This window comes from Streptomyces sp. NPDC091371 (genome assembly GCF_040684275.1).
Lineage (GTDB): Bacteria > Actinomycetota > Actinomycetes > Streptomycetales > Streptomycetaceae > Streptomyces.
Genome location: NZ_JBFBFP010000023.1, coordinates 98741 through 119707, shown reverse-complemented (window position 1 = coordinate 119707; position 20967 = coordinate 98741). Strand labels below are relative to the sequence as shown.

Genomic DNA, 20967 nt, shown 5'->3' with positions numbered 1-20967 from the left:
ATCCACCGAAGTGGACGGGGTATCAACTTCTGGCGTTGATTTTTGGCACGCTGTTGAGTTCTCAAGGAACGGACGCTTCCTTTGTACTCACCCTCTCGGGCTTTCCTCCGGGCTTTCGTTCTGCTGTCTTGCGTTTCCAACTCTACCAGATCATTTCCGCGCTGTTTCCAGCTTCCGGATTTGAATTCGGTGACCGTTGGGGGTCTTTGCCTTTCGGCGCTCCGCTACGTTAGCGCTTTTCCCTTGCAGCTCATAATCGAGCCGCCGGCCGGGAATTCGGGCATGCCGAATAGAACCCCGCCAGGGGTAAGTCGTAGGTAGTGGTTTGGCCGCTCCGGAGGTCTGCCGATGGCAGTGCCCCGTTCAAGCGGCTCGGGCTACGTTAGGCGTCGCGCAAGGGCGAGTCAAGTTGAGCGGCGGCGTGGCGCGTGGGCTCTGTACGGGCTCACCGTCGGGTCGTGGGTGATCCAGAAGCGGTAGGGATGCGCCGCGCTGGCTCCGCCCACTCCGGTGCGGGGGCCGCTGCTCACCAGGTCGGGTGAGGTGGGGGTGCCGGCGAGGAGGGACAAGGGGGACTCGGGGCCCGCGCAGAGGTCGGTGCCGTCGAGGGAGCGGTCCACGTCCAGGGCGGTGGCCAGGCGGGCCAGGCCTTTGGCCAGTTCTCGGGGGTACCTGGCTGAAAGTCGGCGTTTGGCGGCCAGCTCGGCGCCCGCCGTGATCTCGCCTGTGCGGATCAGGACCCCGCTCGCGTGGTCCCGCGGGCCGCACACCAGGTTGAGGCTGAACCACATGCCGTAGGTAACTCACTAGGCATGTACGTCGTTGACACGGCATCATCCGCAAGGCGACGACGAGCAGGAGACAGGCAGTGCGAGCGATCATCTACGCCAGGCTCAGCCCCACCCCGAGGGGCGAGGAATCCAAGGGCGGGAACCTGACACAACAGGTCGAGCTGAGTCAGGCGCTGTGCGACCGGAAGGGCTGGTCGGTCGTAGACGTGATCGTTGAGAAGGACACGTCGGCTTCGACCAAGCGAGGAGCCAAGCGAAGCCCCGAGTGGGAGCGCGTCAAGGCTCTGGTGGAGGACGGCAAAGCAGACGCCATCGTGTCCCGCCACTACGACCGTATGTACCGCACCCCCTGGGATCTTGAAGACCTGGTGGACCTGGCCGAGGCGACCGGCGTCACGCTGGCCGCCGCGCAGGCTCAGGGAGTGCTCGACCTGTCCACTCCGTCCGGCCGCCTCGCTGCTCGCATCGGGGCTGTGGTGGCTCGCAACGAGACCGAGATGCGAGTCGAGCGTCAGGTACTCGGACACCAGCGACGCAGGGAGTCGGGGAGGCCCTTCTGGAGTACTCGCCCCTTCGGCTTCGAGCGGGACGGCAGGCACCGAGAAGCAGAGGCGGAAGCCCTGCGGCAGGCGTACCGGGATGTCCTGGCCGGCGTCACCCTCTGGTCCATCGCGAAGGACTGGAACACGCGTGGACTGCTCTCGCCGCACGGCAAGGAGTGGCGCAGCTCGAACCTTCGGGTCGTCCTCTTGAAGCCGAGGAACGCGGGAATCCAGACGTACTCGCAGTGGGTCGAGAAGCCGGACGGGATGCGCGTGCGGCGGACCGAGGAGACCGGGGCGGGCAACTGGGAGGCGATCGTCTCCGAGGGCATATTCCGTGCCCTGGTCCGCCACCTGAGCGACCCCGAGCGCAACACGGGCGGCGGCGGCAAGCGCAAGGCCCTGTTGTCCGGCGTGGTCCGCTGCTCGAAGTGTCAGGCCGTCGTCACTCAAGGGTGGAGCAAGAAGAACGCGGCGGGAGAGCGGTACCGCATCTACACCTGTTCGGGTGGCCGGTGCATCACCTGCCCGGCGGACCCGCTGGACTCCTTCGTGGTCAGGAAGGTCATCGACAGGGCCGAGGAGTGGAACGCGGCACCGGCCACGGATGCCGCAGACGAGGAGCGAGAGGCCGAACTGCTGGCCGAGGAGACGGCCGCATCCGAGAGGCGCACCGCCCTGGCGGAGATGTTCGCTGTAGGGGACATCGACGCGTCGACCCTGCGGACGGGCATCGGCAGGTGTGACGCCGAGCTGACCAAGATCCGGGCCGAGCTGGCAGACCTTGCATCGCAGCGGGTGCGCGTCGACCTGGGCGACATCGAGTACCTGTGGGAGGAACTGGACTACGAGGACCCCGACCGCATCGACTACGTGCGGACCGTCGTCATGCAGGTCTGCGAGCGAGTCGAGCTGATGCCGCGCGGTCGAGGAGTCCGGTCCTTCAAGGGCGAGCACTGTCGGATCACGTTCCGGAACCCCTGAGATCCGAGAGCTGAGCCGGCGGTCGCCCTCAACGAGTACGGGCCCTGTCTGACGAGAGTCGGGCGGGGCCCCTCGTCATGCCCGGCGCGGGCGGGCGGGGCATCCCTCAGAGCATCTGTGCGCCACTCTCCCTCCTCAGTTCATGCAACAACGTGCATGAGTCACGTCCGTGCATGGACGGCTGTGAGTGGCCCCCGTACGGTCGTCTCAGGCGGCCCAACCGGGCTGGCAGGTCAAGGGGGTTCCGCATGGCACGCGAAGAACTGACTCGGCTCACTGGCAACGGCAACGGCACGTGCGGAGAGGATGACTGCCCGAACGTTTACCGCACCGCGTCCGGCTCCATTGTGGTTCAGGGCGACGTGTCCGACGCCTTCGCTCCCCCACAGGGGGAAGGGCTCGTGGAGATCCCCGAGAGTGTTCTTCGGGAGGCCGTTCGTGCTCTTGGATGGTGAGGAGTGGCGGGCGACGCTCCGCGGCTTCCAGTCGGAAGCGTGGCGGCTGGAGACCCTGCCCCAGTACCTCGTACCGCAGGAGTCGGACGAACTCGCAGCCTTCAGGGCAGGCAAGCGCGTCGACCCGGGCACCTACTCGTCGGCGTACACGGAAGACCTGAAGCGTCTGCGCGGCGAGGGAAGGAGCAAGGGGCGAGTGCACGTCCTGACTCGACCGCTCTCCGACTACCTGCGCTTCGAGTTCTCCCGGTACTACGCCCCGCACGTGCTCGCCGGGGAGGACATCCGCATCCTTGACGTGACCGAGCGAGACAACCCTTTGCCGGACGTCGAGGACTTCTGGATGTTCGACCGCTCGACGGTCGTTCTCATGAAGTACGAGGACGACGGAACGCAGATCAGCCGGGAGCTGTACGAGGGTGACCCTGCGCCGTTCATCGAGTGGCAGCGCATCGCCGTTGCCGAGTCGGTTCCCTTCCTGGAGTACACGGAGCATGTGACGGAGTGACGTTCGAAGCTGAGCAGCTTGGCGAGTCTGGTACCGAACTCGCCTCCCTGCTCCGGGACTTGCGCAAGCGAGCCGGCCTCTCTGGGGACCGGCTCGCAGCGCGCTGCAACATGTCCCAGTCGAAGGTGTCTCGCATCGAGAACGGCCGGACGCGGCCGTCCCTGGTCGACGTCGAGCAGATCTTGCGAGCGCTGGACGCTCCGCCGAGTCTGGTCGCCGAGGTCTCTGCCCTCGCCAGGATGGCGAACACCGAGTGGCGGAACCTCCGAGAACTTCGGCGCAAGGGGCTCGGCACGAGACAGGCTGAGCTGAAGGCACTCGAAGCGTCCTCTACGCACATGCGCTACTTCCTGCTCTCGATGGTCACCGGGCTGCTCGCAACACCGGAGTACGTACGCGCGAGCCTGGCCCACTCGACGGCCGACACGAGCAAGGCCGTAGCGGGGAAGCTGGGACGACAAGCCGTCCTCTACGACGCCTCGAAGCGGTTCGCGTTCGTTCTGACCGAGCAGGCGGTTCGTTGGCCGGTCGTCTCCCCGCTGGCACTGGCCGAGCAGATGGACCGTCTGGCGTCCCTGTCCTACCTCCCGAACGTTCAGATCGGGGTGATCCCCGTAGGGGCACCGACGCCCCGAACTCCTCTGAGTACGTTCACCATCTACGACGCCGCGTTGGTCACCATCGAGACGACGGCGGGAAGTCTCGTTCTCCGCGACGGCCGAGATGTTCAGGCGTACCTGAAGGAGTTCGCCGGGTACGAGGAACACGCCCTCTTCGGCGAAGACCTGCGGGCACGGCTCGCCAAGTGGTCCGCCGCTTGCCGCGCATGACTTCAGTCGACTACGCGACTGAAGCGCCATCCCGTACGCACCCCGGGGGATCATCCTTCGGCAAGTGAAAAGTCGGGAGGTCGAACTGATGAGCACACCCAAAACGACGATGGACGGGCCGGTATACGTGACCCTTCCCTCTGCGCCGCCCGACCCTGTGTCGGGTTGTCGTGAGTGCCTTCGGTACGCGGTGGCTCGCGCGAACGCCACGTCGGTCGGGGATCACTCACAGGTGTCGGACGTGAACGTGGGCCTGCGGGCCCACCTCCGGAACGAACACCAGGGGCGCTGATGGCGCGCACGATACTGCGGTTCGTGACGCACCGGATCACGCAGCATCCGGACACGGACGTGACCTTCGAGGCGGAGTGCCTGCACTGCAAGTGGAAGGCGGAGCCCTCGACGGACAGTGCGACGGTCGACGTCGAGTGCATGAGTCACACCGGCCTGAGCAACCATCGCGGGTTCCGGCGGATCTGTACGGCGTTCGCCATGGTGGTGCGGACCGAGCCGGACAGACGACAAGGGCCCCCGGCGTAGAGCCGAGGGCCTGCCTGCACTGCTGTGCGCCTGTCTCAGGTGCGCTCTCCCAGGTGCCGGTACAGCGTGGCGCGGGAGACGCCGAGGGCGGCGAGGACCGCTGACCGAGACAGCCGAGCACGCCGGCGTCGGAGGGGTGGGGTATGCCCCCTGACGGATCCTTGCTCGACCGCCATGTCTTGGCAGCCAAGATTCCGCCACTGTTTCAGGGTCCGTCCGCCCTGCCCACAGACTGCCACGGCGGGAACGTATGGCCTGGTCACAGCCTTGCCGTGCCCTTACTGGCAGCGGCGGAAGGTTGTAAGGAACAGGGCCTTACGGCTGTGGCTGTGGGGCGCAGCAGCGCCCCCCTTGGTCTTGCCGGCTTGCTCCTGTCGGCCCCTTCCGGGGCCGCATTGTCGTAGACCACTTGCGACTGTGGCGGCTCTCCCCCTCCCGCCCGGCCCGAGTCGGTGCACGTCGGCAGTCACTCGACCGGCAAGGACCGTGCCGCGCGCCACGCTCGCGGGCGATCACCCGCTTTCCGACCCAACTTCCGCGCCGACCCGCTGGCGAGCCGTGAGAAGGGTGCACAGCGGCTCAGGGTCCGGCGGGCGGCTTGGCTCTCGGGCTCAGTCGGTACGCCGAGACCGTCGGATCACCTGCGAGGTAGAACCGGTGTTGCCAGTCGTGGGCCCTGCTCACCCCCACCCGAGGGCCAACCCGGATGAGAGCGGCAGGTACCGGCTCGCCCTCGGACAACATGACCGCGGTACCTGTCAGGAGGTCTGCGCCGTTGTGCTCTGCCGTGATGCCGAGCGCCTGGCCGAGGTTTCCCGGACCTCGGGCGAGACGTGGACTCTCGACCCTTTCCCCTCGTCGCTTGCGTGCCAGGTCTTCCCCCTCGATGACCCTGCCTGCCCGGATGAGCACACCCGAGGCGATGCCGTCCGTTCCGGTGACGACGTTGGCGCACCAGTGGAGACCATGGGAGCGGTAGACGTAGAGGTGTCCTGCGGGGCCGAACATGGTGGCGTTGCGGGCTGTACGGCCCCCGTAGGCATGGGAGGCTGGATCAGCCTCACCGGAGTACGCCTCGGTCTCCGTGATGGCGATGCTCACGGTACCTTCGGGGGTCTTGCAGGTGAGGACGCTCCCGAGCAGCTTGGGGGCGACCTCTTCGGCTGGGTGGGCAAGGAAGTCGATGTTCATGCTGACCGCCTTGACATGCCGTAGATGAAGTAGACGTACGCATGTCCGGGCGGTCCGAACATCGATGCGTTGCGTGCGGTGCGGCCGCGGTAGGCGTGGGAGCCGGGGTCCGACTCCCCCTCGTAGGCCTCGACCTCCGTGATGCGCAGTTCGATGGGGCCGTCCGGGGTACGCCGGACGAGGGTGCGGCCCAGGAGGTCGGGGGCCACGGTGAGGACCGGGCGGTCGAAGAAGGACCGGGGCAGGGGCGTACGGTCGGGGCGCGCGCTCATCCGGTCGAGCGTAGTGGAACGCGCACGGCTGCAACCGGGGCCTAAGGTTCCGCGTTGGTAAGGGGTAGTCGCGGCGTAGTCGCCACACCTTCACACAGTGCCTTCAAGGGGAGTTTGAGCATGGGGTTCAGGAAGCTGTTCGCGAGCCTGGGTGCCGGCGGTGCTTCGGTGGACACGATCATCACCGAGCCGAACGTCGTGCCGGGCGGAATCGTCCAGGGCGAGGTGCGGATCCAGGGCGGGTCGGTGGAGCAGCAGATCGAGGGGCTGTCGGTCGGCCTCCAGGCGCGCGTGGAGGTGGAAGGCGGCGACCAGGAGTACAAGCAGGACGTCGTCTTCACCAAGCAGCGCCTCGGCGGTGCCTTCCAGGTGCAGCCCGGCGCGCTGCACGTGGTGCCCTTCGCGCTGGAGATCCCCTGGGAGACGCCGATCACCCACTTCGGGGGTCAGCACCTGCACGGGATGAACATCGGGGTCAGCACCGAGCTGGAGATCGCGCGCGCGGTGGACGCGGGCGACCTCGACGCGATCAACGTGCACCCGGTGCCGGCGCAGCAGGCGATCCTCGACGCGTTCCGGCAGCTCGGCTTCTCCTTCCGGAGTGCGGACATGGAGCGCGGGCACATCCGCGGGACGCGGCAGACGCTGCCCTTCTACCAGGAGATCGAGTTCCTGCCGCCGTCGCAGTACCGGGGGCTGAACCAGGTCGAGCTGACCTTCGTCTCGGACGGCCGGGAGATGGACGTCGTCCTGGAGATGGACAAGAAGCCGGGTCTGTTCAGCGAGGGCAGTGACACCTACCGCTGCTTCCAGGTGGGGCTGCAGTCGTACCAGGGGACGGACTGGGTGGCGTACCTGAACCAGTGGATCGCGTCGGTGGGCTCGCAGCGCAACTGGTTCTGAGGCAATGGGTGAGGGCCCGGACCGCGGTGGCGGTCCGGGCCCTCGGTGTGTGCGGCTACATGCGGGCGTAGCCGTAGTTGGTGATCTTCTCGAAGGAGAGCCGGGCCGCGGTGGCCTGGTCCGTCGGGAGCTTGTTCTGCTCCCGGAGTGCCTTCAGCTCGTCTGCGTCGAGGGCCCGGCGGACGAGGACGAACTCGTCGAGGGAGCCGGCGAACGGGTGGTCGCCGTCGAGGCGGCTGCCGAGCTTGATGCCCTCGGCCTGGAAGTTGTCCGTGTAGTGGAGCGAGCCGCCCGTGGGTGCGTCCGCCTCGCCCTTGGCCACGACGGGCTTGCCGTCCTGGTCGAGGCCGGCGTCGGTGACGGTGAGCGTCAGCTTGCCGTTCGCCCGCTGGAGGACGAGGTGGTGGTAGGCGTCCTTGTTGTTGCGGAAGGAGGCGTCGGAGACCTTGACGTAGGAGGTGGCGACGTCCGTCTCGATCAGGGCCGAGATGCGGTTGAATTCCGGCTCGGCTCGGATCCAGAGCTGGCGGTCGGCGTCTCCCTGACCGTACGCCCAGGCGATCACGGGGGTCTTCTTCGCGAGGCCGGCTTCGGCGGCGTTGAAGCGGACCCACATGGCGAGGGTGAAGTCCTCGGAGCCGATGCCTTCGGTGTTGGTGAAGGGCAGCTCGATGTGGCCGTCGGTGCCGTCGAGGGTGACGCCACCGCCGCCGAAGGTGCCCTTGGTGCCGTCGATCTCGGCGCCGCCGCGTACGAAGGCGTTGTTGCAGTGGCCGGAGGCGTCGGGGGTGGCGGGGCCGCCGACGACGGGGCGGGTGTACATGTCGTGGATCTGGGTGGTGCTGTGCTCCATTGACCACCAGATCTTCAGGCCGTCCGTCGGGTAGTCGGCGGTGCCGGAGGCCGGCACGTCGACGGAAGCCGGCCTGGCGATCTTCTCCAGCTCCTGGTCCTCCCCTTGCTCACCGAGGGGGCGCTGCGTCAGGGCCCGGTGGTAGAAGCGGTAGTCGTCGAGGGCTCCGGTGAAGACCTCGGAGTTGCCCGGGTGCGAACCCAGCCGCAGTCCGAGGGCGTCCGGGCGGCCGGCGGTGAAGGAGCCGCGCTTCTCGGTTCCCAGGCCGGTTCCTTCGGTGGTGCGGTCCGCGTGCGGGGCGTCGATCTGGAGCTTGAGGGAGTCTCCCTTGCGGGTGAGGGTGAGCAGGTGCCACTGGTTGTCGCCGAAGGCGGTCCGGTTGGTGGCCTTGTCCTCCAGTTCCAGATACACCCTGCCGTGATCGGTCTCGGCCAGGGCGGTGATGCTGTCGTTCTTCGGCTCGCTGCGGACCCAGAGCGAGGGCTTCGGCGTCTGGTCGGTTCCCACTCCGTAGGCCCACATGAGGGCGGATCGGGGGGTCGTGTCATCGGCCGTGTAGCGGAACCAGAGGGTGTGCGTGAAGTCGCCGGTGCCGGGGTCCAGCGCAGGCGTGTACGGGACTTCGAGGCCCTGGTGGGTGGAGTTGTTGACCAGAGCGTACTTGCCCATCCGGGCGTCGCCGGACGCCGTGTTGAGGGGCTTCGCTCCGGGTTCGAGCAGGAGATTGGCGTCGGCGCAGTTGCCGGAGACGTCGTCGGCGATGGCGAACTGCGTGACCGGGCCCGGAGGGGTGGCGTCGTCGACGACCTGGAAGGCCAGGCGGGCCGCGAGGTGGTCCTTGTCCTTGGCGGTGGTCTGGCCGGTTCCGAGCAGCTTGAGGTCGTCCTCGGCCAGGTTGGTGCGGTACATGCGGAAGTCGTCGATCGTGCCCTTGAAGGGGAAGGTCTCGTCGGGCTTGGCGCCGATCCGGATGCCGTCGTTGCCCGTGTAGCGGTGGGAGGTGACCGCGCCGTCGATGGCGGTGCCGGGGCGGTGGTCCTTCACCACGTTCTTGCGGTCCGGGTCATCGGCCGAGGCGACGCTCAGCGTGACGTCCTTGCCGGCCCGGACCAGGGTCACGTGGTACCAGCTGGCGTTGGCGGCGAAGGCCTCCGGGACGGAGACCGCTGCGGTGACCGCCTTGCCGCCGGGGGTCTCGACCCGGGCCCGGATCACTCCCTCGGCCGGGTAGGCGCGCATCCACACCTGCGGCTCGGCGTTGACGCCGTACGCCCACATCAGGACCTGGGCGGTGGTGGGCGCGGCGGTGTCCCGCTTGAAGTGCAGCGAGTACGTGAAGTTGTCCATGCCGGGGTCGATGGAGGCGGCGTACGGGACGTCGACGTAGTCGGCCTTGTTCGGCTTCTCGGCGGTGGACGGCAGGGCGCCGTCGAGGGCGAGGCCCTGGCCGAACCGGCCCTCCTTGACGATCTTCGCGTCGTCGACGAGGTAGGCGTCGTTGGCGTGGGGCCCGCTGTCCGGGGTGGTGCGGCCGGGCAGCTGTCGCGGCTGGGGGTTCCTGGTGCCGGCGAAGGTGCCGGGGATCTCCAGGTCCGAGGGGTGGAAGCGCTTGAAGTAGATGTGCTGGGCGGAGAAGGTGCTGCCGCCCTCGTACACCAGGCCGATCTCGCCGCCGGTCATGAGGGGCTTGCCGCCGGCCGGGTCGGGGACCTCGACGCCCATTTCGACGAGGTCCGAGTAGCCGGCCCAGTCCGGGTAGCCGGTGCGGTCCTTGTTGATCCGGCCCGCGTCCCCAGGGGGGCGCTGCCAGGTCTCGCCGTGGTCGAGGGAGTACCGGATCTCGAACTTCTCCCGCTTCATCGGGTCGGCGGGGGCCGCCGCGATGAGGGTGTCGCCTGGCGTCTTCTGGTACGTGAGGCGCGGGGCCAGCAGGGAGGCCTGGATCTGCGGGGTGACGAGGGTGGGGACGGTCTTGAAGTTCTTGACCGTGGCGCCGCCGTCGGTGCTGAGGGCGCGGACCCGGTGGTCCGGGGTGATGGGCTTTTTGTCCTCGCCGATCTTCGGGGACACCTCGTTGCGGGCGCCCACGTAGACGGTTCCGTCGAGGAGTTCGACCACCGACGGTTCGGTGGGCTTGATGTCGGCGACCGGGGGCACGGTGTCGCCCTTGCCGTACGTGGCGCTCCTCTTCCAGTTCGCGCCGTGGTCGTCGCTGTAGTAGACGCCGGTGTGCTGGGGCTTGCCGCTCGGGCTTTCGTAGGCGCCGACGACGAGGCGTCCGTTGTAGGCGGTGCTGTTGCGGAGCTGGATGCCGTGCGAGGGGCCGGTGCCGAACCAGCCCTTGGTCGTGCCGCTGAGGCGGTCTAAGTCCTGGGCCGGGCCGAAGGAGACGCCGTCGTCGCTGCTCTTCTGGACGTAGGCGAGGCGCTCGCCGCCGGGGACGGTCGGCTCCGCGGTGGAGAGCAGGAAGACGTCGCCGGTCTCCAGGTCGGCGACCGGGGAGGCGTTGCCGTGGGTCCAGGGGGCCTTGGGGTCGGCCGGCTTGTCGGGCTCGCCCTCGACCTTGAGCACGGGGCGGCCGGTCAGGACCGTGCGGATGGGGCCCCAGGTACGGCCGTCGTTGGTGGAGCGGCGGACCACGATGTCCATCGGGCCGCGGTCGGCGCAGGAGGGGGAAGTGCGGGCCTCGGCGAAGGCGAGGAGCGCGCCCGTCTTGGTGCGGGTGAGGGTCGGAATGCGGAAGCAGCCGTAGCCCGCGGTGCCCGAGCGGAACAGGATCTGTTCGTTGCGCTTCGCGTCGGGGTCGGGTGTGGACTGTTCGGTTCCGGATGCCTGTGCCGGAGATATCGCGACGAGGGTGGCGGCGACTGCTGCCACGCTGGTCAGCAGGGCCGCGCCAGCGGTGCCGCGGGATGCTGCTGACGCGGTTCTTGATCTTTGCATTGGAAGAAGATAGGCCCTGCCAAAAGGGCTTAGGCTCGCAGTGAGGACTTTTCGATCACGCCAGGAGGTTTCCGTCGTGTCTGAGCGTCAACGGCCGTCTCTGCCGCACGATTTCCACCCCGAGGTGCACGCCTTCACCGTAACCAGCGAGGATCTCGCGCCGGGTGCCGATCTGGGTGACGCCCAGGTGCTCGCAGGTGGGAACATCTCGCCGCAGCTGCGGTGGGAGGGCTTCCCCGAGGGGACGAAGAGCTTCGCCGTGACGTGCTTCGATCCGGACGCGCCGACGGGCAGCGGGTTCTGACACTGGGTGCTCTTCGATCTGCCGGTCTCGGTCACCGAGCTGCCGGGCGGGGCGGGCAGCGGGAAGTTCGAGGGGCTGCCCGCCGGGGCGGTGCACGTGCGCAACGACTACGGGACCAAGGACTTCGGCGGGGCCGCTCCGCCGGCCGGGGAGCGGCACCGGTACGTGTTCACCGTCTACGCGGTGGATCAGGAGAAGCTCGGCCCCGGCGAGGACGTGTCTCCCGCCGCCGTCGGCTTCAACCTGCGGTTCCACACGCTCGGGCGGGCCCAGCTGATCGGTGAGTACGAGGCGCCTGCCGGCTGATCTCTTCTCCTGGTGTTTGCCCGGTCCTGGTCTAAAGACGGCCTGGACCGGGCATTTTTATTGCGTTGTCCCGCGTGGCGCGCGCGGCCAGAGTGGTTGCGGGCCCTGCCGCCAGGGTGGTCGCGGGCCTGCACACGGGAGGTGGGCGAGATGCGGGACACGCTGGTGCTGAATGCGAGCTTCGAGCCGCTGTCGACGGTGACGCTGAACCGGGCTGTGGTCCTGGTGCTCCAGGACAAGGCCGTCGTGGAACAGTCGCACCCCGATCTGCGTGTGCGCGGTGCCAGCATGGATCTTCCGCTGCCCCGGGTGATCAGGCTCTGCCGGTACGTCCGGGTGCCCTTCCGAAGACATGCTCCCTGGTCGCGGAGGGGAGTGCTGGTCCGGGACCAGCACCGGTGCGCGTACTGCGGGAAGCGCGCGACGACCGTGGACCACGTGCTGCCGCGGGCCCAGGGAGGTGGGGACACCTGGCTGAACACGGTGGCCTCCTGCGCCGAGGACAACCACCGCAAGGCGGCGAGGACTCCGGAGGAGGCGGGGATGCCGCTCCTCCGGAAGCCCTTCGTACCCTCTCCTGCGGACGCCATGCTGCTGGCCCTCGGGGTGAACGGGCGGGATGTGCTGCCGGAGTGGTTGGAGCGTTCCGCCTGAGGTGCCGGTCCGCTGGGTGACGTAGGCCTTCTACGTCGCTCAGCGGAGCAGCAGTTGGACGATCGCGAGGATGCCGACCACCACGATGACCGCGCGCAGGACGGTCGGCGGGAGGCGGCGGCCGACCTTGGCGCCGATCTGGCCGCCGATGGTGGAGCCGACGGCGATGAGGAGGACGGCCGTCCAGTCGAAGTCGGCGACGAAGAGGAAGAAGACGGCCGCGATGCCGTTCACCAGCGCCGCGATGACGTTCTTGACGGCATTGATGCGCTGTATGTCCTCGTGGAGCAGCAGGCCCATCAGGCCGAGGTAGAGGACGCCCTGGGCCGCGCCGAAGTAGCCCCCGTACGCGCTGGAGAGCAGCATGCCGGTGAGCAGCGCCGGCCCGCCGTCGGGGTGGCCCGTGTCGCCTCCGGCGGACTCCTGGCGGCGGCGCAGGTAGGCGGCGAGGCGGGGCTGGAAGACGACGAGCACGAGGGCCAGTCCGATCAGGACGGGCACGATCGTGTCGAAGGAGTCCGACGGCAGGGTGAGGAGCAGGACGGCTCCCGCGAGACCGCCGACGAGGGACACGGCGCCGAGCCGCAGGATGCGGGCGCGCTGGCCCTGGAGCTCCTTGCGGTAGCCGATGGCTCCGCTGATGGAACCGGGCACCAGGCCGAGGGTGTTGGACACGTTGGCGGTGACCGGCGGCAGGCCGGTGGCCAGGAGCACCGGGAAGGTGATCAGGGTGCCGGAGCCGACGATCGTGTTGATGGTGCCGGCGCCGATGCCGGCGGCGAAGACCGCGAGTGATTCCCAGAGAGTCATCGACATGGACGGGGTCGTCCCCTTTGCATGAGTGAGTCGCCTCCCCGCCATGAAGGTCGAGGGGCCTCACTGATCATGCCGGAGGGGACTGCCCGTTCAGTCGATGGGGGGCTGCTCGCGGCGCTCGGCGCTGTCCTTGTCGCGGGCGGCGGGGATGCCGCCGCCGTCCTTGCCCGCGTTCTGCGGGTTGAAGCCCGAACCGCCGCCCAGCGGGCCGAAGTTGCCCATGGCGCCGGAGAGGCCCTTGAGGGCGTCGCCGATCTCGCTGGGCACGATCCAGAGCTTGTTCGCGTCGCCCTCGGCGATCTTCGGGAGCATCTGGAGGTACTGGTAGGCGAGGAGCTTCTGGTCGGCGTCGCCGGCGTGGATGGACTCGAAGACCGTACGGATGGCCTGGGCCTCGCCCTCGGCCTTGAGGGCCGCGGCCTTGGCCTCACCCTCGGCGCGCAGGATGGAGGACTGCTTCTCACCCTCGGCGCGCAGGATCTCCGACTGCCGGACACCCTCGGCCTGGAGGATCGCGGCGCGCTTGTCGCGGTCGGCGCGCATCTGCTTCTCCATCGAGTCCTGGATGGAGGTCGGCGGCTCGATGGCCTTGAGCTCGACGCGGTTGACGCGGATGCCCCACTTGCCGGTGGCCTCGTCGAGGACGCCGCGCAGGGCCGCGTTGATCTCCTCGCGGGAGGTGAGGGTCCGCTCCAGGTCCATGCCGCCGATGATGTTGCGCAGGGTGGTGACGGTGAGCTGCTCGATGGCCTGGATGTAGCTGGCCACTTCGTACGTCGCGGCGCGCGCGTCGGTCACCTGGTAGTAGATGACGGTGTCGATGTTGACGACCAGGTTGTCCTGGGTGATCACCGGCTGCGGCGGGAACGGGACGACCTGTTCACGGAGGTCGATCCGGTTGCGGATCGAGTCGATGAACGGGACGACGATGTTGAGGCCCGCGTTGAGGGTGCGGGTGTAGCGGCCGAACCGCTCGACGATGGCGGCGCTGGCCTGCGGGATCACCTGGATCGTCTTGACCAGTGCGATGAAGACCAGAACCACCAGAATGATCAGGACGATGATGATCGGTTGCATGCGGTTCCCCGTGCCCTTCCGGCTGTCTGTGCTGCCCCGTTGAACGGAGTCTCGCAGACCCGGGGGCCGCGAGCGGTCTGCTTGTCACATGACGACGGCGGTCGCCCCGTCGATCTCCACGACGTCGACCGACTGGCCCGGTTCGAAGCTGGTGTCCGCGTCGAGGGTGCGCGCGGACCAGACTTCGCCGGCGAGCTTGATGCGGCCGCCTCGGCCGTCGACGCGTTCGAGGACGACTGCGCTTCTGCCCTTCAACGCGTCGATTCCGCTGCGGTGTTGGGGTCGCTGGTCGCGGTGCCGGTTGGCGATCGGCCGTACGACGGCGATGAGCGCGACCGACACGATCACGAAGACCAGGACCTGGGCCACCACTCCCCCGCCGACGGCCGCCGTGATGGCGGCCGCGACCGCGCCGACGGCGAACATGCCGAACTCCGGCATCGCGGTCAGGACGAGGGGGATGCCCAGTCCGACCGCGCCGATGAGCCACCACACCCACGCGTCGATGTCCACATGGTCATGGTAGGCGGGGTGGGCGCGGTCGGGACAGGGTGCGGGGCCCTCGCGCTGGTGCGCGGGTGCGGCTAGCGCAGGGGCAGGCCCTGGGCGGTCCAGCGGTCGTTCCCGTTGCGCTCGACGATCAGCGGGAGACCGAAGCAGAGCGAGAGGTTGCGGGAGGTCAGTTCGAGGTCGATCGGGCCCGCGGTGACGACCTTGCCCTGGCGGATCATCAGGACGTGGGTGAAGCCGGGGGCGATCTCCTCGACGTGGTGCGTGACCATGACCATCGAGGGCGCGAGCGGGTCGCTGGCGAGCCGGCCCAGGCGGCGTACGAGGTCCTCGCGGCCGCCGAGGTCCAGGCCGGCGGCGGGCTCGTCGAGGAGCAGCAGCTCGGGGTCGGTCATCAGGGCGCGGGCGATCAGGGTGCGCTTGCGCTCGCCCTCGGAGAGGGTGCCGAACTTGCGGTCGAGGTACTCGCTCATGCCGAGGCGGTCGAGGAACGCGCGGGCGCGCTGCTCGTCGATCTCCTCGTACTCCTCCTGCCAGGTCGCCGTCATGCCGTAGGCGGCGGTGAGGACGGTCTGCAGGACGGTCTGCCGCTTGGGGAGCTTGTCGGCCATCGCGATCCCGGCGACGCCGATGCGGGGGCGCAGCTCGAACACGTCGGTACCGGGCTTGCCGAGGGTGCCGCCGAGGATCGTGGCGGTGCCCTTGGTGGGGAAGAGGTAGCTGGAGGCGAGGTTCAGCAGCGTGGTCTTGCCGGCGCCGTTGGGGCCGAGGATCACCCAGCGCTCGCCCTCCTTGACCGACCAGGAGACCTGGTCCACCAGCGCCCGGCCCTCGCGGACCACGGATACGTCCACCAGCTCCAGAACATCGCTCATGAGCGTGTTGTCACCCCTTGCAGTCACGGTTCTGTGCGCGCCTGTAGGCGCGGCCCCAGAGGAAAACCTACGCCACTCGGGGACGGGTCCGGGGCCGGGGCCCGGTGCGGGGGCCCGTGCGGGGCGGATCCGTAGAGTGGGGGGATGCTTTTCGAACCACGTTCAGGGCGGCTGGCCGCCTGGGGGAACGCTCTGCTGGCCGGTCTGGTCTCGCCCGACGAGGCCGTGTTGTCGATCGTGGGCGAGGACGCCGTGCACCGGGTGGCGGGGCTGCCGGGTGAGGCGGAGCCGGTGGGGCTCACGCTGGCGCTCGGCCGGCTGCGGGCGCTGGGGGTGAGCGGGCTGCGGGTGGCGCTGCCGGCGCCGGGGCATCCGCTGGGGCTGAGCGGGCCGCCGGAGTTCAACGCGCGGGCGCTGGAGGCCGAGGAGGCCGTGGTGTGCGTGGGCGCTGCGATGGGGCTGGTGCCGGAGGTGACGGAGGCCGGGCCGGCCGGGGACGTGCACGTCTCGGTGGTGTGGCACTGCCTGCCGGTACGGGAGGCTCCGCCGGCGGACGTGCCGTCGCTGGGCGAGGCCGAGCGGGAGCTGGCGGAGGCGCTGCGCGAGGCGACGGTGGTGCTGACGCGGCTGGACGTGGCGGGGTCGGGGCCGGTCGCGGAGGCCGCGCTGTCGGCGTACCGGGCGCGGGCGGAGGCGGGGCCTTCCGACAAGGCGCTGGCGCCGGGGTATCCGGTGCGGGCGGTGCGGGTGCTGTCGCTGGCGCAGCGGGTGGACCTGATGGTGTCGCTGGCGTACGAGCACGGGCACGGGGGTGCAGTGTCCTCGTCCGAGATGGCGGCGCGGGCCGAGGCCTTGCGGCCGGTGGAGCGGGTGGCTCGGCGGGCGCTGGTGGCGGCGTACAACGCGGCCGTGGAGGAACGGCTTCGCTGACGCGGGCCGCGGGGGGCCGGGCCGGGCGGGGGCTGCGCCCCGGCTCCTGGGGCTCCGCCCCAGACCCCGCGCCTCAAACGCCGGCGGGGCTGGATTCGGCTGAGCCGGAGCGCCGCGTGCGGCGCCGTTGCGGGGGCTCCGCCCCCGGACCCCCGCGCCTCAAACGCCGGCGGGGCTGGATTTTGCCCGGCGGGGCCGGAGACACCGCGGCCCCGCTTCCCGGGGAGAGAGGGGGAAGCGGGGCCGGTGCGAGGCTCGCAGTTAGGAATTGACGCCCGTGTTGCCCCAGGCGCCGTTCAGCAGGCCGATCGCGGTGACCGAGTTGCCCACGACGTTGACCGGGACGTGGACCGGGACCTGGAGCAGGTTCCCGGAGGCCACGCCGGGCGAGTTCAGGGCCTCGCCCTCCGCCGACGCACTGCCGTGCGCCGAGGAGACACCGGCGCCGGCGGCGACGAGGCCGCCCGCGATCATGGTGACTGCTGCGGCCTTCTTGAAGTTCTTCACGTTCTCGTCCTCCAGTACGTCTGCCGCGACCAGCCGTCGCGGCACGTCATGGAGAACGGCCGACCCGTGATCGGGTTGCGCCGTCCGGGCTACATACACCCGACCGTATGAAATCCGTTTACTCGGCTAGACCGTGGCGGACGGCCCACAGTGCGGCCTGGGTGCGGTCCGCGAGGTCCAGTTTCATCAGGATGTTCGAGACGTGCGTCTTGACGGTCTTCTCGGACAGGACCAGCGCCCGGGCGATCTCCCGGTTTGAGCGGCCGTCCGCGATCAGGCCCAGGACCTCCCGTTCCCGGTCGGTGAGGGACCCGGGGCGGCCGGCGCCGGCGGGTTGCTGCTCCTCCTGGGAGAGGAGGGCCTGCGCCACCTCCGGCTGGAGGAGGACGTGGCCCGCGTGGACGGAGCGGATCGCGCCGGCGAGGGCGTCGGGGTCGATGTCCTTGTAGACGTATCCGGCGGCTCCGGCGCGCAGGGCGGGGATCGCGGTCCGCTGTTCCGTGAAGCTGGTGACGATCAGGACGCGGGCCGGGTTCTCGAGCTCGCGGAGCCGGCGCAGGGCTTCGATGCCGTCGGTGCCCGGCATCTTGACGTCCATCAGGATCACGTGGGGCCGCAGCTCCTCGGCGCGGGCGATGCCCTCCTCGCCGTCGGAGGCCTCGCCGACCACCTCGATGTCCTCCTGGACCTCCAGGAAGGTGCGCAGGCCGCGGCGGACCACCTGGTGGTCGTCGACCAGCAGGATGCGGATTCGTCCGGTGTCTTCAGCCACCGGGGACCTCCATCTCGATCGTGGTGCCCCTGCCGGGCTCCGAGTGGACGGTGAGCCGGCCGCCGACGCCGCTCGCGCGGTCCCGCATGGAGACCAGGCCGAGGTGGCGGCCCGCACGGCGGACGGTCTGCGGGTCGAAGCCCTTGCCGGTGTCGCGGACCTTGAGCACCGCGCCGCCGTCGGGGGTGCGGGCCAGGGTGACCTCCACGCGGTCGGCGCCGGAGTGGCGCAAGGCGTTGTGGAGGGCTTCCTGGGCGACGCGCAGGAGTGCTTCCTCCTGGGTCGCGGGCAGGGCCCGTACGCCGTCACAGGCGAAGGTGACGTGCGCGGTGTGCGCGCGGTCGAGTACCTGGACGTGGGTGCGGAGGGTGGCGACGAGGCCGTCCTCGTCGAGGGCGGCCGGGCGGAGCTCGGTGACGGCGGCGCGCAGTTCGTCGGCGGCCTCGGCGGCGAGGGCGGACACCTGCTGGAGCTCGTCCTTGGCGCGGGCCGGGTCGCGGTCGACGAGCGCGGCGGCGGCCTGGGCGGTGAGGCGGAGCGAGAACAGCTTCTGGCTGACGGCGTCGTGCAGCTCGTGGGCGAGGCGGGAGCGCTCCTCGGCGATGGTGAGCTCGCGGCTGCGCTCGTAGAGCCGGGCGTTGGTGAGGGCGATGGCCGCGTGCTGGGCGAGGAGGGAGAGGAGTTCCTCGTCCTCGTCGGTGAAGGCGCCCGGGCCCTTCTTGTTGGCGAGGAAGAGGGCGCCGAGGATCTCCTCGCCGTCGCGGACGGGCAGCCCGAGGAAGTCGGACATCTCGGGGTGCGCGGCCGGCCAGCCCCCGAAGCGCGGGTCCTGGCGTACGTCGGCCAGTCGCTCGGGGGCGTCCTTGTGGAGCATCGCGGCGAGGATGCCGTGCTGGCGGGGCAGCGGGCCGATGCGACGCCACTGCTCGGCGCTGATGCCGTCCACCACGAACTGGGCGAAGCCGCCGTGGTCGTCCGGGACGCCCAGGGCCGCGTACTCGGCGTCCAGGAGCTCGCGGGCCGACACGACGATCGTGCGCAGGACGTCGCGGACCTCCAGGCGGCGGCTCATGGCGAGCAGAGCGGTGCTCACGGCGGCCAGGCCGGTGCGTTCGGGTCCTGTGCGTCCTTTGTGCATGGGGTCACCGTACCCAGGACCGTGACCTGCGGGATCGGGCCTCGGGCGTAGGTCCAAGGGACCTGTGCGGGTGGGGCTCGCGGCCGACGCGGCGGCGGGTGCGGCCTTCCTAGGTTGGGGGCATCTGCTGATCGGGGACGGAAGGCGTGGTGCGGTCATGTCGGTGGCGATCGTGACGGGGGCTTCGCGGGGGCTGGGCAGGGCGCTGGCCGGGGAGTTGGCGGCGCGCGGCTGGGACCTGGTGCTGAGTGCGCGGGGCGCGGCGGCGCTGGAGGAGGCGGCCGGTTCGCTGCCGCGGTCGGGAGGGAGGGTTGTGGCTGTGCCGGGGGACGTGCCCTCGGGGGCGCACCGGGCGGCGCTGGTGGCGGCGGCGCGGGAGCTGGGCGGGCTGGACCTGCTGGTGAACAACGCGGGGGTGCTGGGGGCGGAGCCGTTGGTGCCGCTGGCGGAGCATTCGCTGGACGGGCTGCGGGAGGCGTTCGAGGTGAACGTGGTGGGGGCGCTGGGGCTGGTCCAGGAGGGGCTGCCGCTGCTGCGGGCCTCGGGGGCCGGGGCGGTGCTGAACATCAGCTCGGACGCGGCCGTGGTTCCGTACGCGACGTGGGGGGCGTACGGGGCCACGAAGGCGGCCGGGGACCTGATGTCGGCCGTACTGGCGGTGGAGGAGCCCGGGCTGCGGGTGTGGTGGGCGGACCCGGGTTCCATGCGGACGCGGATGATGGCGGCGGCCGAGCCCGGGGAGGACCTGGCGGGGCTGCCGACGCCGGAGGAGGTGGCGCCGGTGCTGCTGCGGCTGTGGGCGGAGGGGCTGCCGAGCGGGCGGTACACGGCGGAGCGCCTCGCGGCCGGGCGCCTCGCGGCGGGCCGGGCGGACGACGGAGGCGGCGGTACGGATGGCGAGCCGGTCGCGGAGCCCGGTACGGGCGTGGCGGCGGGCGGCTCGACCGACAGCTCTGCGGGCGGGGCCGGCGGCAGCTCGGCCGGCGTCGCTGCGGGCGGGGCTGCGGGTTTGGGGGGCCGGCGGTGAGGGGGCGGTCGGCGCTACCGGAGAAGGGACTGTATATAAGGGACATTCCGCCTGGTCTGATGGCCCGGGTTCCCGCCGAGCAGCGCGGGCCGGGGAGGGGGCGGGATTCCGTACGGCTGCTGGTCTCGCGGGGCAGTGCGGAGGTCTCGCTGCACGCCTTCCGGGAGCTGCCGGGGCTGTTGCGGGCCGGGGACGTCCTGGTGGTGAACACCTCGGCCACGCTGCCGGCCGCCGTGGACGGGCGGCTGGGCGGCGCGGACGTGGTGGTGCACTTCTCGACCCGGGGGGACGACGGGCGCTGGGCGGTGGAGCTGCGGGAGCCGGCCGGGGGCGGGACGACCCGGCGGCGGGCCGGCGGGCCCGCGGGGGGGCTGGTGGAGCTGCCGGGCGGGCACCGGCTCGTGCTGGAGGAGCCGCTGTCCGCGGGGGCGGACCGGCTGTGGTGGGCGCGGCCGTCCGCGGAGGTGCCCGCGCTGCTGGAGGCGTACGGGCGGCCGATCCGGTACGCGTACACGGAGCGGGACCAGCCGCTGTCGGCGTACCAGACGGTCTTCGCGGTGCCGGCGCCCGACGGGGCGGGCTCGGCGGAGATGCCGAGCGCGGGCCGGCCCTTCACGGCGGAGCTGGTGGCGCGGCTGGTGAGCCGGGGGGTGCAGTTCGCGCCGCTGACCCTGCACACGGGGGTGGCCTCGCAGGAGGCGCACGAGCCGCCCTACCCGGAGCGGTACGAGGTGCCCGCGACGACGGCGCGGCTGGTGAACGCGGCGAAGGCGGGCGGCGGGAGGGTGCTCGCGGTGGGGACCACCGCCGTGCGGGCCCTGGAGTCGGCGGCGGGGGCGGACGGGGTGGTGCGCGCGGCCGGCGGGTGGACCGGTCTGGTGGTGACGCCGGAGCGCGGGGTGCGGGTGGTGGACGGGCTGCTGACCGGGCTGCACGAGCCCGAGGCCTCCCATCTGCTGATGCTGGAGGCGGTGGCGGGGCGGGATGCCGTACGGCGCGGGTACGCCGAGGCCGTGGCCCGGCTCTGCCTTTGGCACGAGTTCGGGGACGTGCATCTGCTACTCAAGGATGACAATCGGTGACTGATTGCGTTGCTTCAGCAACGCTCGGTGAAATCGTTACGTGCCCGATGTGAGCCCGCGCATAGGACCCAGATCACTTACGAAGTTCCCTAGTGGACGGATAAAGGTCCCGTCAGCACGGGTGCGACTAGTGCCGAGGCCGGAAATCGGGCCTCGG

19 protein-coding genes and 4 pseudogenes are annotated in these 20967 nt (G+C 70.2%); 12 read left to right on the top strand and 11 right to left on the bottom strand.

The window, feature by feature from the left end:
- On the top strand, positions 1 to 233 hold a 233-nt coding region (locus tag AB0O21_RS24265; RefSeq protein WP_365173779.1), incomplete at its 5' end, for a hypothetical protein.
- A 171-nt stretch (positions 234 to 404) separates the two neighbouring features.
- Here AB0O21_RS24265 and AB0O21_RS24260 read toward each other — a convergent pair.
- A pseudogene (locus tag AB0O21_RS24260) lies at positions 405 to 800 on the bottom strand (DNA-3-methyladenine glycosylase); the annotation flags it as partial.
- Between the two features lie 68 nt (positions 801 to 868).
- Here AB0O21_RS24260 and AB0O21_RS24255 point away from each other — a divergent pair.
- The 5 genes from AB0O21_RS24255 (at position 869) to AB0O21_RS24235 (ending at position 4650) form a co-directional block, all read left to right on the top strand.
- The gene (locus AB0O21_RS24255) at positions 869 to 2317 is read left to right on the top strand and encodes a recombinase family protein (protein ID WP_365173776.1); all 1449 of its coding nucleotides are present in this window, start codon (positions 869 to 871) and stop codon (positions 2315 to 2317) included.
- 248 nt (positions 2318 to 2565) lie between these two features.
- The gene (locus AB0O21_RS24250) at positions 2566 to 2772 is read left to right on the top strand and encodes a hypothetical protein (protein ID WP_284578267.1); all 207 of its coding nucleotides are present in this window, start codon (positions 2566 to 2568) and stop codon (positions 2770 to 2772) included.
- On the top strand, positions 2756 to 3280 hold the full coding sequence (locus AB0O21_RS24245; protein WP_365173773.1) for a DUF6879 family protein: 525 nt from the start codon (positions 2756 to 2758) through the stop codon (positions 3278 to 3280). Before AB0O21_RS24250 ends, AB0O21_RS24245 begins: the two co-directional genes overlap by 17 nt.
- Positions 3277 to 4110: a helix-turn-helix transcriptional regulator gene (locus AB0O21_RS24240; protein ID WP_365173770.1), complete on the top strand. Its 834-nt coding sequence runs from the start codon at positions 3277 to 3279 to the stop codon at positions 4108 to 4110. The genes AB0O21_RS24245 and AB0O21_RS24240 overlap by 4 nt, the downstream gene beginning before the upstream one ends.
- A 291-nt stretch (positions 4111 to 4401) precedes the next feature.
- Positions 4402 to 4650: a hypothetical protein gene (locus AB0O21_RS24235; RefSeq protein ID WP_362057368.1), complete on the top strand. Its 249-nt coding sequence runs from the start codon at positions 4402 to 4404 to the stop codon at positions 4648 to 4650.
- 579 nt (positions 4651 to 5229) lie between these two features.
- Here the strand turns inward: AB0O21_RS24235 and AB0O21_RS24230 are convergent.
- Together AB0O21_RS24230 and AB0O21_RS24225 are read right to left on the bottom strand one after the other, a co-directional pair.
- The gene (locus AB0O21_RS24230; RefSeq protein WP_365173767.1) at positions 5230 to 5841 is read right to left on the bottom strand and encodes a DNA-3-methyladenine glycosylase; all 612 of its coding nucleotides are present in this window, start codon (positions 5839 to 5841) and stop codon (positions 5230 to 5232) included.
- 14 nt (positions 5842 to 5855) lie between these two features.
- Positions 5856 to 6113 (bottom strand): annotated as a pseudogene (locus AB0O21_RS24225) (DNA-3-methyladenine glycosylase); the annotation flags it as partial.
- A gap of 120 nt (positions 6114 to 6233) precedes the next feature.
- Here AB0O21_RS24225 and AB0O21_RS24220 point away from each other — a divergent pair.
- Positions 6234 to 7016, top strand: coding sequence for a sporulation protein (locus tag AB0O21_RS24220; protein ID WP_365173764.1), 783 nt, complete (start codon positions 6234 to 6236; stop codon positions 7014 to 7016).
- A gap of 55 nt (positions 7017 to 7071) precedes the next feature.
- Here the strand turns inward: AB0O21_RS24220 and AB0O21_RS24215 are convergent, their stop codons facing one another.
- Entirely contained in the window at positions 7072 to 10746 is a 3675-nt protein-coding gene (locus AB0O21_RS24215; protein WP_365173762.1) for a LamG-like jellyroll fold domain-containing protein, read from the bottom strand.
- Positions 10747 to 10888: 142 nt separating this feature from the next.
- Between AB0O21_RS24215 and AB0O21_RS24210 the strand changes: the two are divergent.
- A pseudogene (locus tag AB0O21_RS24210) lies at positions 10889 to 11422 on the top strand (YbhB/YbcL family Raf kinase inhibitor-like protein).
- A gap of 150 nt (positions 11423 to 11572) precedes the next feature.
- Positions 11573 to 12076, top strand: a complete 504-nt coding sequence (locus AB0O21_RS24205) for an HNH endonuclease (RefSeq protein ID WP_365173760.1) — start codon at positions 11573 to 11575, stop codon at positions 12074 to 12076.
- Between the two features lie 39 nt (positions 12077 to 12115).
- On the opposite strand, the gene AB0O21_RS24200 is transcribed toward AB0O21_RS24205, so the two are convergent.
- The 4 genes from AB0O21_RS24200 to AB0O21_RS24185 form a co-directional block, all read right to left on the bottom strand.
- Positions 12116 to 12892 carry a sulfite exporter TauE/SafE family protein gene (locus AB0O21_RS24200; protein ID WP_365173758.1) on the bottom strand — a complete coding sequence of 259 codons (777 nt, stop codon included), beginning with the start codon at positions 12890 to 12892 and terminating at the stop codon, positions 12116 to 12118.
- 90 nt (positions 12893 to 12982) lie between these two features.
- A complete protein-coding gene (locus tag AB0O21_RS24195) occupies positions 12983 to 13969 on the bottom strand; it encodes an SPFH domain-containing protein (RefSeq protein ID WP_365173755.1) in 987 nt (328 codons plus the stop codon).
- Between the two features lie 84 nt (positions 13970 to 14053).
- A complete protein-coding gene (locus tag AB0O21_RS24190) occupies positions 14054 to 14482 on the bottom strand; it encodes an NfeD family protein (protein WP_365173752.1) in 429 nt (142 codons plus the stop codon).
- A gap of 71 nt (positions 14483 to 14553) precedes the next feature.
- Positions 14554 to 15354, bottom strand: a complete 801-nt coding sequence (locus AB0O21_RS24185) for an ABC transporter ATP-binding protein (protein ID WP_365173750.1) — start codon at positions 15352 to 15354, stop codon at positions 14554 to 14556.
- A gap of 144 nt (positions 15355 to 15498) precedes the next feature.
- On the opposite strand from AB0O21_RS24185, the gene AB0O21_RS24180 reads away from it, so the two are divergent.
- On the top strand, positions 15499 to 16284 hold the full coding sequence (locus AB0O21_RS24180) for a hypothetical protein (RefSeq protein ID WP_365173747.1): 786 nt from the start codon (positions 15499 to 15501) through the stop codon (positions 16282 to 16284).
- 261 nt (positions 16285 to 16545) lie between these two features.
- Here AB0O21_RS24180 and AB0O21_RS24175 read toward each other — a convergent pair whose 3' ends face one another.
- From AB0O21_RS24175 to AB0O21_RS24165, 3 genes are all read right to left on the bottom strand, one after another.
- Positions 16546 to 16791: a chaplin gene (locus AB0O21_RS24175; RefSeq protein WP_329391089.1), complete on the bottom strand. Its 246-nt coding sequence runs from the start codon at positions 16789 to 16791 to the stop codon at positions 16546 to 16548.
- Between the two features lie 118 nt (positions 16792 to 16909).
- Positions 16910 to 17563: a response regulator transcription factor gene (locus AB0O21_RS24170; RefSeq protein ID WP_365173744.1), complete on the bottom strand. Its 654-nt coding sequence runs from the start codon at positions 17561 to 17563 to the stop codon at positions 16910 to 16912.
- Positions 17556 to 18701 (bottom strand): GAF domain-containing sensor histidine kinase, encoded by a 1146-nt coding sequence (locus AB0O21_RS24165; RefSeq protein ID WP_365173742.1) that lies wholly within the window; start codon positions 18699 to 18701, stop codon positions 17556 to 17558. Before AB0O21_RS24165 ends, AB0O21_RS24170 begins: the two co-directional genes overlap by 8 nt.
- Before the next feature lie 157 nt (positions 18702 to 18858).
- Here AB0O21_RS24165 and AB0O21_RS24160 point away from each other — a divergent pair.
- Both AB0O21_RS24160 and AB0O21_RS24155 read left to right on the top strand, forming a co-directional pair.
- Positions 18859 to 19533 (top strand): annotated as a pseudogene (locus tag AB0O21_RS24160) (SDR family NAD(P)-dependent oxidoreductase); the annotation flags it as partial.
- A gap of 254 nt (positions 19534 to 19787) precedes the next feature.
- A complete protein-coding gene (locus tag AB0O21_RS24155) occupies positions 19788 to 20810 on the top strand; it encodes an S-adenosylmethionine:tRNA ribosyltransferase-isomerase (protein WP_365173740.1) in 1023 nt (340 codons plus the stop codon).
- The last annotated feature ends 157 nt before the right edge of the window (positions 20811 to 20967 follow it).